This is a genomic window from Porphyromonas uenonis DSM 23387 = JCM 13868 (assembly GCF_000482365.1).
Classification (GTDB): Bacteria; Bacteroidota; Bacteroidia; order Bacteroidales; family Porphyromonadaceae; genus Porphyromonas; species Porphyromonas uenonis.
This window is the reverse complement of record NZ_KI535307.1, coordinates 250,119-262,880: the sequence shown is the minus strand read 5'-3', so window position 1 is coordinate 262,880 and position 12,762 is coordinate 250,119. Positions and strand designations below refer to the sequence as shown.

Genomic DNA, 12,762 nt, shown 5'->3' with positions numbered 1-12,762 from the left:
AGTTACTTCACTTGGTCAAAGGGAGTACGATTCGCGATAGCGCTCCCGAGCGTCACCTCATCGGCATACTCGATCTCGTCACCGATAGAGATACCCCGCGCGATGAGCGATACCAGCACACCCGTAGACTCTAGACGCTTATATATATAGTAGTTGGTCGTGTCACCCTCTAGGGTCGAGCGTATGGCGAGGATTACCTCACGGACAGGCTCCTCCTGGACACGCTCGTAGAGCGACTCAATCTCTAGGTCGTTTGGCGTGATGCCATCTATCGGAGAGATAATCCCGCCCAAGACGTGGTACAGACCTTTGTATCGGTGCGTCTGCTCGATGGTCAGGACGTCTTTCACCTGCTCGACGACGCAGACGGTACTCTGGTCCCGCTGCGGATCGGAGCAAATGTCGCAGAGCGGGCTGTCGCTGATACAGTGGCACCGCTCGCAGTAGCAGATCTTCTGGCGAAGGTCTATGATCGCTTCCCCCAGATGCTGCGCATAGGAGGGCGGCTGACGAAGCAGGTGTAGCGCCATACGCATAGCAGTCTTGCGCCCTATGCCAGGAAGGAGGGAGAGCTGATCTACGGCACGCTCGAGCCATTGGGAGGGGTACTGATCTTTCATAGTCTAGTAGGTCGCCACAAAGATACGAAAATGGCGACTGCTACAACTCGTAGCGATGCACGGCTTCAGGGCTGATGCATCATAAAAATGAGCTCGTCTCATTTCCTACCTAGGAATTTGCCCAATTCCTACCTAGAAAATGGGCAAATTCTTCGGACTTATTTTTTGATTCCTCCGAAGTTTCATTTGATTCCTCCGAAGTTTCATTTGATTCCTCCGAAGTATTTTTTATTTCCTAGGTAGGAATTGGGGCAATTCCTAGGTACCTATTTAGCAAATTCCTAGGTAGGAATTCCATTCTTCGGTAGGAAGGTGTAATCGGTGAGGTTCTGTAGCCCCTAAGTAGCAATACTCGAACCGTGCATCTCTAGTTATTGTCATCTGCCGCTCCCAGCCAGCTGGTTATCGTGTGTAGACCCTGTGCATGGCTTCCCTCCTCTCTTAAAATCAAATAGAGTCCCCCAGAGGTGCCAGCACGGCTCTTACCTCTAGGGGACTCTATATTATATATGTATAGTAGTGCGCTTACTTAGCAGGCTCTAGCTCTACTGTGAAGTGACGCAGCACCGGTAGCTCACGGGTGATGACGTAGCCACGTGTGATCGACTCACGACGGTCGTAGACGTTCTTGCAGGCTGCTGCGATGACGTCCATATGATTGTTCGTGTAGGTACGACGTGGTATCGCCAGGCGGAGTAGCTCCAGCTTGGGGTAGCGATTCTCGCCCGTCTTGGGGTCACGGTCTGCTAGGATAGAGCCGATCTCGACACCACGGATGCCAGCCTCTAGGTAAAGCTCGATGCCGAGCGTCTGAGCGATAAACTCCTCCTTGGGAACGTGCGTCAGGATCTTCTTCGCATCGAGGAAGATAGCGTGTCCACCTGCAGGACGCTGATAGGGTACGCCGTACTCGTCTAGCTTGCTGCCGAGGTAAGCCACCTGACGGATGCGGGTATCGAGCATGTCAAACTCCGTGTTTTCATCCAGACCGATAGCGAGCGCATTCATATCACGACCGTTCATACCGCCGTAGGTGAGGAAGCCCTCATTCATCACGGCATACATAGAGCACTTGTGATAGAGCTCCTCGTCACGCATAGCGAGGAAGCCTCCCATGTTGACCACAGCGTCTTTCTTGCTAGACATGGTCATGATGTCAGCGTAGCTAAGCATCTCACGGACGATCTCCTTGATCGACTTGTCTGCGTAGCCCTCCTCACGAGTCTTGATGAAGTAAGCATTCTCAGCAAAGCGAGCACCGTCAATCTGTAGGAGGATGCCGTACTTGTGGCACAGTTCACTCGTCTCACGTACATTCTTCATAGAGACAGGCTGACCGCCGGCCGTATTGTTCGTCACCGTCAGGACGCACATAGGGATCTGCTCCTTGGGGTACTTCTTAAAGCAATCCTCCAGCTTGTTCAGATCCATCTCACCCTTGAAGGGTAGCTCCAGCTCCGTATTGCTAGCAGCATCGATCGTGCAGTCGACAGCTACAGCCTTGCGAAACTCAATGTGCCCCTTCGTCGTGTCAAAGTGTGAGTTGCCCGGTACGATATCGCCTGCCTTGAGCGTAGCCGAGTAGAGCACATTCTCAGCAGCACGGCCCTGGTGTGTAGGGATCACGAGCGGGAAGGTGCAGATCTTCTCGACAGCGTCCTTGAGGTTTTGGAAAGAGGAAGCACCCGCATAGCTCTCATCGCCAACCATGATGCCAGCCCACTGACGGTCACTCATAGCGCCCGTACCCGAGTCGGTGAGGACATCGATAAAGACCTGTGATGACTTGAGGCTGAATAGGTTGTAGTGTGCTTGCTTAATCCACTGCTCACGCTGCTCGCGTGTGCTCTTATGTATCGGCTCTACCATCTTAATGCGGTAGGCCTCAGAAAAAGGTATCTCCATATCAGTTCTATTAAATTATTGTGTTCTTTTACTGCCTCAAAGATACGGAAAAATTCAAACTCGTCGCTTGTATGGACGGAATGAGTAGCCTTTGTAGTACAGCAAGACGAGTAACGGTTGTAGGGACGCACGATCTGTGCGTCCGTTCCCGTTAAATGTTACAGTGTCAATGCCAGAACACGTCTTGCTGTACTACAACGGACGCACAGATCGTGCGTCCCTACAACCGTTACTCGTCCCGAGCGTCCTTACATTTCGCTCTTCGATTCGTAAGACCTTGATCGCTTGCCACCTCGTGCAGATTTACTACCTTTGTCACGATTAAGAAGGTTATATAAGATTCACACAAAAGCATCTACACATATGCAGATAGTAGACATCAGAGGACGCGAGATACTAGACTCGCGCGGCAATCCAACAGTAGAGGTAGAGGTCATCCTAGATAGCGGAGCCATGGGGCGTGCCGCTGTACCCAGTGGAGCCTCTACAGGGGAACACGAAGCTCTCGAACTACGCGACGGCGACAAGAGCCGTTACCTAGGTAAGGGCGTCCGCAAGGCGGTCGAAAACGTCAACGAGATCATCGCTCCTGCCCTCTTCGGCATGAGCGCACTCGAGCAGCGTGAGATAGACCAGAAGATGATAGATCTAGATGGCACAGAGACCAAGAGTGTACTCGGGGCTAACGCTATCCTAGGCGTCTCGCTAGCTGTCGCTAAGGCGGCTGCCGACGAACTGGCTATACCCCTCTACCGCTATCTCGGTGGTGTCAATGCACACATACTCCCCGTGCCGATGATGAACATCATCAACGGTGGTTCACATAGCGATGCGCCCATCGCTTTCCAAGAGTTTATGATCCGACCCATCGGTGCCAAGAGCTTTAGCGAGGCACTCCGCATGGGTTCCGAGACATTTCACGCACTCAAGAAGGTGCTCCACGATCGTGGTCTCAGCACTGCCGTAGGTGACGAGGGTGGCTTCGCGCCTAAGCTGGACGGTGTAGAGGATGCACTCAATAGCATCGTCGAGGCTATCCATCAGGCTGGCTACAAGCCCGGTAGCGACATAACTATCGCTCTAGACTGCGCCGCTAGCGAGTTCTACCATGAGGGCGTCTACAACTACGCCAAGTTTGAGGGTGAGAAGGGTCAGCAGCGCACACCCGCTGAGCAGGTCGCATACCTAGAGACGCTCGTCAGCAAGTACCCCATCGATAGCATCGAGGACGGTATGGACGAAAACGACTGGGAGGGATGGCATCTACTTACCGAGAAGCTCGGCGACCGCCTGCAGCTCGTCGGGGACGACCTCTTTGTGACCAATGTGGACTACCTCAGCCGTGGTATCAAGGAGGGTTGCGCTAACTCCATCCTGATCAAGGTCAACCAGATCGGGTCCCTCACAGAGACCCTTGACGCCATTGATATGGCACATCGTCACGGCTTCACAGCAATCGTGTCGCACCGCTCGGGCGAGACCGAGGATACGACCATCGCCGACATCGCTGTAGCAACGAATGCGGGGCAGATCAAGACCGGTTCGCTAAGCCGCACCGACCGCATCGCCAAGTACAACCAGCTACTACGTATCGAGGAGGAGCTAGACGCACGAGGCACATACGGCTATCGTCGTCTACGCTAGCTAGACGAGGAGCGCTTCCCAGCGACCCCGCTCTAACAGGACCGCTTACGATCAAGTAAATTCATACGCCACGGAGGAAATCTCAAATTCCTCCGTGGCTGTTTTTGTTTCTCCACCGAGGTGCGAAGTAAAACTTCGGAAGAATGAAATCGTAAGTCCGAAGAATTTTTCGGAAGAGGGGGGGGGGGGAGCTATCGGAGGCGTCGGAGTGATCGTGCGTCCCTACAGCCGTTACACGTCCCGAGCTTCACGACAACGGCTCCCCGTCCGATCGCTCTGATAGCCCCGATCGCTCTGATAGCTCCGATCTCCTCTCTAACCTCTAATCTCTAATCTCTAACTTCTAATCTCTACGCCCGTTTGTCGGGTCAAAAAGTTTTTGTACCTTTGTCCCCGCTATGCCTACTATAGGTAGTTGTGATGTGCGCGTTGATGCGCTTTCGCAGGCTCGTAGCAGGGTAGCACGAGAATCATATTTGTATATCAAGAATTAAGTAAACGAGAAGTTAATGCCTACTATCCAACAGCTAGTAAGAAAGGGACGAGAGACCTTTGAGGAAAAAGGTAAGTCTCCAGCCTTAGGTTCATGCCCACAGCGTCGTGGCGTCTGTGTCCGCGTTTACACAACCACCCCTAAGAAGCCTAACTCGGCTATGCGTAAGGTGGCTCGTGTACGTCTGACCAACGGCAAGGAGGTTAATGCCTACATCCCCGGTGAGGGTCATAACCTTCAGGAGCATAGTATCGTATTGGTGCGTGGCGGTCGTGTCAAGGACCTGCCTGGTGTACGCTACCATATAGTGCGTGGCGCACTCGATACAGCTGGTGTCGACGGTCGTCGTCAGCGTCGCTCTAAGTATGGAGCTAAGCGTCCTAAGGCGAAGTAAACTAGTCGCCTAGATTGAGATGCCGTGGCGAGGTGCTGGATGGCCTACTGTCCCCCTCAGCCGACTACTACCCCTAGCGGGTGAGTACACTATATATAGGTACATCAGCGAGTACCTCTCCCCACAGAAATATCTATCGACACTCCTAGTCGCAGTGCACGCGAGCTCTCTAGAGTCCTGCATGTCTCGCACGGGAGTGCAATCTAAATCTAGTAACCACACTTGTCCTCGTGGTTCTATTTGGATAAGCTAATCCTTGAGAGATCAAGGATAGGTTGAGTAAATGCTCCAGAGGGGGCGTTGAAGACAACAAATCATTATGATGGCAACCCAAATAAGACGACGAGACAATAGTATAATATCACGAAATAATGAGAAAGGCTAAGCCTAAGAAGAGGCAGGTACTGCCCGATCCCGTGTTTGGAGATCGTCAGGTCACAAAGTTTGTGAACCACCTCATGTATGATGGCAAGAAGAGTCTTGCATATAGCATCTTCTACAGAGCCCTTGATATCGTCAAGGATAAGATGTCGCAAGAGGAGAAGAGCGCCCTGGAGATCTGGAAGGCAGCTCTTGATAATGTAACCCCCCACGTGGAGGTCAAGTCTCGTCGTATCGGAGGAGCAACCTTCCAAGTGCCGACAGAGATACGTCCAGAGCGTAGGGAGTCTATCTCCATGAAGAATCTGATCATCTTCGCTCGTAAGCGTGGTGGTAAGACGATGGCTGACAAACTCGCAGCAGAGATCATGGATGCCTACAATAGTCAGGGTGGTGCGTTCAAGCGTAAGGAGGACGTACATCGTATGGCTGAGGCTAACCGTGCTTTCGCACACTTCCGCTTCTAACCTACATTAACCATAAAATCTATGTCTGCAATTCATTCTAAGCTCGAGCAAACTCGTAATATCGGCATCATGGCACACATCGATGCTGGTAAGACGACGACCTCGGAGCGCATACTCTTCTACACTGGACTAACACACAAGATCGGAGAGGTACATGATGGTGCCGCTACGATGGACTGGATGGAGCAGGAGCAGGAGCGTGGTATCACGATCACCTCTGCTGCTACTACGACCTTCTGGACCTATGGTGATAAGAAGTATAAGATCAACCTGATCGACACCCCAGGACACGTTGACTTTACCGTAGAGGTAGAGCGCTCACTCCGTATCTTGGATGGTGCTGTGGCTACTTTTTGTGCCGTGGGTGGTGTACAGCCTCAGAGTGAGACTGTATGGCGTCAGGCTGACAAATATAAGGTGCCACGCATCGCATACGTTAATAAGATGGACCGCTCGGGCGCAAACTTCTACGAGGTACAGCGCCAGATGGTCGATATGCTCGGAGCTAAGGCTTGTCCTATCCAGATCCCTGTTGGGGAGGAGGACTCCTTCAAGGGTGTCATAGATCTGATCACTATGAAGGCTATCATATGGCATGATGAGACCATGGGTGCCGAGTATGAGATCGATGAGATCCCCGACAATCTCCGTGCTGATGCTGAAGAGTGGAGAGATAAGCTCCTAGAGACGCTCGCAGAGACTGACGAGACACTTATGGAGAAGTACTTTGATGATCCCTCTACGATCACAGAGGACGAGATCCGTAATGCTATCCGTACAGCTACGCTAGCGATGGAGATCTTCCCGATGCTATGCGGCTCTTCATTTAAGAATAAGGGTGTGCAGACGCTTCTAGATGCTGTCTGCGCTTATCTCCCTAGCCCTGTAGATACACCTGAGGTGGTAGGTCATGCAATAGACTCTGACAAGGAGGAGGTGCGTGAGGTCGATCCCGACGCTCCTATGAGTGCCCTCGCCTTCAAGATCGCTACCGACCCCTTCGTAGGTCGTCTTTGCTTCTTCCGCGTGTACAGTGGTCATATCGATGCTGGTAGCTACGTCTTCAATTCTCGCTCTGGCAAGAAGGAGCGTATCTCACGTCTCTTCCAGATGCACTCGAACCATCAGAACCCGATGGAGACTATCGGCACGGGTGATATCGGTGCTGGTGTAGGCTTTAAGGATATTCGTACGGGTGATACGCTCTGTGATGAGAATGCACCGCTCGTACTGGAGTCTATCGACTTCCCCGATCCAGTGATCGGTATCGCTGTGGAGCCTAAGACGCAGAAGGATATGGATCGTCTTGGCGTCGGGCTGTCTAAGCTCGCTGAGGAGGATCCAACGTTTGTGGTCAATACCAACGAGGAGACGGGTCAGACCGTCATCAGCGGTATGGGTGAGCTACACCTTGATATCATTATAGACCGTCTGAAGCGTGAGTTCAAGGTCGAGTGCAACCAGGGTAAGCCTCAGGTGGCTTACAAGGAGGCTGTCACTCAGACTGTCGACCTACGCGAGGTATACAAGAAGCAGTCAGGTGGTCGTGGTAAGTTTGCTGATATCATCATCAAGTTTGGTCCTGCAGACGAGGACTTCGACGGAGCTCTACAGTTTGTCGATGAGGTAAAGGGTGGTAATATCCCGAAGGAGTTTATCCCCTCAGTCCAGAAGGGCTTTGAGAAGGCTATGAAGAGTGGTGTCCTCGCCGGCTATCCTCTAGATAGTCTCAAGGTGACCCTGGTGGATGGATCTTTCCACCCAGTAGACTCTGATCAGCTATCCTTTGAGGTGGCAGCTATGATGGCCTTCAAGGAGGCTTCTGAAAAGGCTAGCCCCGTCCTCATGGAGCCTATCATGCAGCTTGAGGTGGTAACACCTGAGGAGAACATGGGTGACGTGATCGGCGACCTCAACAAGCGTCGTGGTCAGGTCGAGGGCTCAGAGGTCAACCGCTCTGGTGCTCAGGTTATCAAGGCTAAGGTGCCCCTGAGCGAGATGTTTGGCTATGTGACCGCCCTACGTACGATCACGAGTGGTCGTGCCTCCAGTACGATGAGCTTCTCACACTACGCAGAGGTCTCCTCGTCAATAGCAAAGAAGATCCTTGAGGAACTCAATGGTCGCGTTGATTTGATAAAGTAATAATCTCACAATATAGTAATGAGCCAAAAGATCAGAATCAAGCTGAGGTCATACGACCACATGCTCGTAGACAAGTCTGCCGAGAAGATCGTCACGGCCGTACAGAATACTAATGCGCTGGTCAGTGGTCCTATACCACTGCCCACGCATAAGCGTATCTTTACGGTGAACCGCTCCACCTTCGTCAATAAGAAGAGCCGTGAGCAGTTTGAGCTAAATGCTCACAAGCGTCTGATCGACATCTACAACGCCTCAGCACCTACGATTGATGCGCTGATGAAGCTGGAGATGCCCAGTGGCGTAGACATCGAAATTAAGTATTAACCAGAGTAATCAACTACAGAAATGCCAGGATTATTAGGAAAGAAAATCGGAATGACATCCGTATTCAGTGCCGAGGGCGTCAATGTGCCATGCACTGTCATCGAAGTAGGTCCTTGTGTAGTGACTCAAGTAAAGACTGCTGACCGTGATGGTTATGAAGCGATCCAGCTGGGCTTTCAGGATGCTAAAGACAAGCATACGACACGCCCACTGCAGGGACACTTCAAGGCAGCCGGAGTGACTAACAAGCGCCACTTGGCCGAGTTCATGGGCTTTGGATCAGATTACAAGCTCGGTGATGAGATCACCGTAGAGCTCTTCAACGATACCCACTATGTGGACGTACACGGGACGAGCAAGGGTAAGGGATTCCAAGGTGTAGTCAAGCGTCACGGATTCGGCGGTGTCGGTCAGTCGACACACGGTCAGGATGACCGTCTACGTGCTCCCGGTTCTGTCGGTGCATGCTCTTACCCTGCGAAGGTCTTCAAGGGTACACGCATGGCTGGACAGATGGGTAACAAGCGCGTCACGGTACAAAACCTCGAGGTGATCAAAGTAATGCCCGAGCACAATATACTCGTACTCAAGGGTAGTGTGCCAGGAGCTAAGGGTTCAATCATAGCAATAGAGAAGTAATGGAACTATCAATCTACAATATACAAGGTGAAGATACGGGACGTAAGATAGCCTTGGAGAGCTCCGTCTTTGGCATAGAGCCCAATGATCACGCTATCTATCTAACCGTCAAGCAGTACCGAGCTAACCAGCGCCAGGGTACGCACAAGACCAAGGAGCGCAGTGAGATGAGTGGCTCCACACGCAAGCTATTCCGCCAGAAGGGTACGGGTGGCGCTCGTCGTGGTGATATCAACTCAAACATCCTACGCGGTGGTGCACGTGTCTTCGGACCACGTCCACGTAGCTACAGCTTCAAGCTCAATAAGAAGCTTCGTCAGCTAGCACGTCGCAGTGCTCTCACATACAAAGCTCAGGACAACGAAATCCTAGTGCTGGACCAGTTGAGCTTCGATGCTCCTAAGACTAAGACCTTTGTGAGCATGGCAAAAGCTCTGAACGTAGATGGACAGAAGACGCTCTACGTAGTGTCTCAGATCGAGGATGCCGTAGCACTGAGTGCTCGCAACATCCCTGGTGTCAACATCATACGTGCTCAAGATCTCAATACATATTGTGTGCTGGATTGTCGCAAGATAGTCTTCACAGAGGATGCTCTAGCACATGTCAATGAGATGTTTTAAGTCGAAACACAGTAGTAGAGCATTGATATGGGAATCATAATCAAACCAATAATCTCAGAGAAGATGACAGCCATCACTGAGAGCAATCCGCAGAGGTACGCTTTTCTAGTAGCACCTACTGCCAACAAGATTGAGATACGTAATGCTGTCGAGAAGATGTACAACGTCAAGGTCGAAAGTGTCAACACCTGTCGCTACGACGGTAAGCGCTCAAGCCGCTATACCAAGTCGGGTGTCATCACGGGTCGTAAGCCAGCCTTCAAGAAGGCTTTCATCACGCTCCAGGGTGAGGATACAATCGATTTCTTTAGCAATATATAAGCAATGGGAATCCGTAAACTAAAGCCCGCAACGCCGGGGCAAAGACACAAAACTATTGGTGCATTTGACGCCATCACTGCCAGTGCACCAGAGAAGTCTCTTGTAGTTGGAGCTCGTAAATCGGGTGGTCGTAACAATACTGGCAAGATGACCATACGCAACGTAGGCGGTGGTCACAAGCGTAAGTATCGTATCATCGACTTCAAGAGAACGAAGGATGGCATCCCCGCTACAGTCAAGAGTATCGAGTATGATCCAAACAGATCATCTCGCATCGCACTCCTATACTATGCCGATGGAGCTAAGAGCTATATCATCGCTCCTAACGGACTGACTGTAGGCCAGCAAGTGATGTCAGGTGACAACGCAACACCTGAGGTAGGTAACGCACTGCCACTAGCTAAGGTACCTGTCGGTATGATCGTGCACAACGTGGAGCTACGCCCTGGTCAGGGTGGTAAGCTGGTACGTAGTGCTGGTGCCTTCGCACAGCTGGTAGCTCGTGAAGATAATTATGTCGTACTACGTATGCCTAGTGGAGAAACTCGCCGTATCCTCGCAGCATGCAAAGCTACGATAGGTAGTGTCGGTAACTCTGACCACGCACTCGAGAGATCAGGCAAGGCTGGCCGTACACGCTGGCTAGGTCGCAGACCACGAGTACGCGGTGTGGCTATGAACCCTGTCGATCACCCAATGGGTGGTGGTGAGGGCCGTGCCTCCGGAGGACACCCACGCTCACGTACGGGTCTATACTCTAAGGGTCTTAAGACGAGAGCTCCTAAGAAGCACTCCTCTAAGTACATCATCGAGAGAGCCAAGCGTAAGAAGTAATCATTGTATCATTTAAGCAAGAACTAAACACATGAGTCGTTCACTTAAGAAAGGGCCATTTATCAGCGTTAAGCTCGAAAAGAAAGTTTTGGCTATGAATGAAAGTGGCAAGAAGTCAGTCATCAAGACTTGGTCTCGCGCCTCAATGATTTCTCCAGACTTCGTGGGACATACGATCGCCGTACACAATGGCAAGAGTTTTATACCTGTATTTATTACAGAGAATATGGTGGGTCACAAGCTCGGAGAGTTCGCTCCTACGCGTACCTTCCGTGGTCACTCTGGCAATCGCTAGTTAAGCACCCCTGTAATAGATCGAATCAAAGTAATTATCACACATGAGTGCCAATAATCAAGATACAATAGAGACGACCGCTCAGGAGACGGTGACACAGCCCGCTGTAGCTAAGCTACGCAATGTGCCCACATCTCCTCGCAAGATGCGTCTAGTCGTCGATAATATAAGAGGCATGGAGGTAGAGCGCGCGATGGCTACACTGAGATTTAGCTCTCGCCGTGTAGCAGCTCAGCGTGTAGAGCAGCTCATACGTAGCGCTGTCTCTAACTGGGAGCAGCTCAACGGCCGCAAGGCTGATGAGGGTGAGCTCTACGTCTCCAAAGTTTATGTAGACGAGGGTGTCACACTCAAGCGTCTACGCCCAGCCCCACAAGGCCGTGGCTACAGAATCCGCAAGCGTTCGAATCACATCACCGTGTGGGTCGACCAAATAGTTAACAACGTAGCTAAGTAACTGACATGGGACAGAAAATTAATCCAATAGCAAACAGACTCGGCTACATACGTGGTTGGGACTCTAACTGGTATGGTGGTCGCAACTATGGCGATACCCTAGTAGAGGATGACCGTATCAGAAAGTACCTACACACTAGACTGTCAGGTGCTCTCGTGAGCCGCATCATCATAGAGCGTGCCCTCAAGGTCGTCACCATAACCATATGCACCGCTCGTCCCGGCATGATCGTCGGAAAGGGTGGTCAAAACGTGGAGAACCTCAAGGCTGAGCTCAAGAAGGTCACAAAGGCTGACAACATACAGATCAACATCTACGAGGTGCGCAAGCCTGAGGTTGATGCCGTCATCGTGGCTAACGATATAGCTCGCAAGCTAGAGGGACGTATGTCATACAGACGTACCGTCAAGATGGCTATCGCAAACGCTATGCGTGCTGGCGCTGAGGGTATCAAGATACAACTCTCTGGTCGTCTCAACAACGCCGAGATGGCTCGCTCCGAGCTATACAAGGAGGGACGTACCCCACTACACACACTACGTGCTGACATCGACTATGCTCAGGCTGGAGCACTCACCAAGGTGGGTATGATAGGTGTCAAGGTCTGGATCATGAACGGCGAGGTATACGAGCGCCGCGATCTAGCTCCTGACCTCTCACAGCCACGCCGTCAGGCAGGGCGCCGAGGTGGTGACTCTCGTGGTGATCGTCGTGGTGGATTCCGTCGTGGAGGACGCAATAGATCTAATCGCTAATCAAAGACCACAGCTATGTTACAACCTAAGAAGACTAAATTTAGAAGGCAACAAAAGGGCCGCATGAAGGGCAATGCACAGCGTGGCAACCAGCTCGCATTTGGTTCTTTTGGTATCAAGAGCCTAGAGAGTAAGTGGATCACCGGCCGTCAGATAGAGGCTGCTCGTATTGCGGTAACGCGTTACATGCAGAGACAAGGACAGGTCTGGTGCCGCATCTTCCCCGACAAGCCAATCACAGCAAAGCCTGCTGAGGTGCGAATGGGTAAAGGTAAAGGTAATCCCGAGGGATTTGTCGCTCCAGTGACTCCCGGTCGTATGCTCTTTGAAGTAGAGGGTGTACCTTACGAAGTCGCCAAGGAGGCTCTACGTCTGGCCGCTCAGAAGCTGCCAATCACGACAAAGTTTGTCGTACGTCGAGACTACGACGCTGCTAATCCTAATGTTTAATCCGCTAGACCTTAT

At 51.6% G+C, this 12,762-nt stretch carries 15 protein-coding genes; 13 read left to right on the top strand and 2 right to left on the bottom strand.

The window, feature by feature from the left end; genetic code table 11:
* Positions 1–2: 2 nt before the first annotated feature.
* Complete coding sequence (recR, locus tag L215_RS0106430; protein WP_007364610.1) at positions 3–620, bottom strand: recombination mediator RecR; 618 nt, start codon at positions 618–620, stop codon at positions 3–5.
* Between the two features lie 525 nt (positions 621–1,145).
* The gene (locus tag L215_RS0106425; protein WP_025882908.1) at positions 1,146–2,525 is read right to left on the bottom strand and encodes a tryptophanase TnaA; all 1,380 of its coding nucleotides are present in this window, start codon (positions 2,523–2,525) and stop codon (positions 1,146–1,148) included.
* A gap of 363 nt (positions 2,526–2,888) precedes the next feature.
* On the opposite strand from L215_RS0106425, the gene eno reads away from it, so the two are divergent.
* From eno to rplP, 13 genes are all read left to right on the top strand, one after another.
* Positions 2,889–4,169: a phosphopyruvate hydratase gene (eno, locus tag L215_RS0106420; RefSeq protein WP_027451519.1), complete on the top strand. Its 1,281-nt coding sequence runs from the start codon at positions 2,889–2,891 to the stop codon at positions 4,167–4,169.
* A 509-nt stretch (positions 4,170–4,678) separates the two neighbouring features.
* Positions 4,679–5,056, top strand: coding sequence for a 30S ribosomal protein S12 (gene rpsL, locus L215_RS0106415; RefSeq protein ID WP_004331537.1), 378 nt, complete (start codon positions 4,679–4,681; stop codon positions 5,054–5,056).
* Between the two features lie 371 nt (positions 5,057–5,427).
* Positions 5,428–5,904 (top strand): 30S ribosomal protein S7, encoded by a 477-nt coding sequence (rpsG, locus tag L215_RS0106410; protein WP_004331548.1) that lies wholly within the window; start codon positions 5,428–5,430, stop codon positions 5,902–5,904.
* A 21-nt stretch (positions 5,905–5,925) separates the two neighbouring features.
* Positions 5,926–8,049 carry an elongation factor G gene (gene fusA / locus L215_RS0106405; protein ID WP_025882906.1) on the top strand — a complete coding sequence of 708 codons (2,124 nt, stop codon included), beginning with the start codon at positions 5,926–5,928 and terminating at the stop codon, positions 8,047–8,049.
* 18 nt (positions 8,050–8,067) lie between these two features.
* The gene (gene rpsJ / locus L215_RS0106400) at positions 8,068–8,373 is read left to right on the top strand and encodes a 30S ribosomal protein S10 (RefSeq protein WP_004331517.1); all 306 of its coding nucleotides are present in this window, start codon (positions 8,068–8,070) and stop codon (positions 8,371–8,373) included.
* Positions 8,374–8,394: 21 nt separating this feature from the next.
* The gene (rplC, locus tag L215_RS0106395; RefSeq protein WP_025882905.1) at positions 8,395–9,012 is read left to right on the top strand and encodes a 50S ribosomal protein L3; all 618 of its coding nucleotides are present in this window, start codon (positions 8,395–8,397) and stop codon (positions 9,010–9,012) included.
* Positions 9,012–9,635 (top strand): 50S ribosomal protein L4, encoded by a 624-nt coding sequence (gene rplD / locus L215_RS0106390; RefSeq protein ID WP_025882903.1) that lies wholly within the window; start codon positions 9,012–9,014, stop codon positions 9,633–9,635. Before rplC ends, rplD begins: the two co-directional genes overlap by 1 nt.
* A 27-nt stretch (positions 9,636–9,662) precedes the next feature.
* Positions 9,663–9,956: a 50S ribosomal protein L23 gene (gene rplW / locus L215_RS0106385; RefSeq protein ID WP_025882902.1), complete on the top strand. Its 294-nt coding sequence runs from the start codon at positions 9,663–9,665 to the stop codon at positions 9,954–9,956.
* Between the two features lie 3 nt (positions 9,957–9,959).
* The gene (gene rplB, locus L215_RS0106380) at positions 9,960–10,790 is read left to right on the top strand and encodes a 50S ribosomal protein L2 (protein WP_025882901.1); all 831 of its coding nucleotides are present in this window, start codon (positions 9,960–9,962) and stop codon (positions 10,788–10,790) included.
* Positions 10,791–10,821: 31 nt separating this feature from the next.
* The gene (rpsS, locus tag L215_RS0106375) at positions 10,822–11,085 is read left to right on the top strand and encodes a 30S ribosomal protein S19 (protein ID WP_004331550.1); all 264 of its coding nucleotides are present in this window, start codon (positions 10,822–10,824) and stop codon (positions 11,083–11,085) included.
* 43 nt (positions 11,086–11,128) lie between these two features.
* Positions 11,129–11,542, top strand: a complete 414-nt coding sequence (gene rplV / locus L215_RS0106370) for a 50S ribosomal protein L22 (RefSeq protein ID WP_025882899.1) — start codon at positions 11,129–11,131, stop codon at positions 11,540–11,542.
* 5 nt (positions 11,543–11,547) lie between these two features.
* Positions 11,548–12,297 (top strand): 30S ribosomal protein S3, encoded by a 750-nt coding sequence (gene rpsC, locus L215_RS0106365; protein WP_025882898.1) that lies wholly within the window; start codon positions 11,548–11,550, stop codon positions 12,295–12,297.
* A 15-nt stretch (positions 12,298–12,312) separates the two neighbouring features.
* Entirely contained in the window at positions 12,313–12,747 is a 435-nt protein-coding gene (gene rplP, locus L215_RS0106360; RefSeq protein WP_025882897.1) for a 50S ribosomal protein L16, read from the top strand.
* Positions 12,748–12,762: the final 15 nt, after the last annotated feature.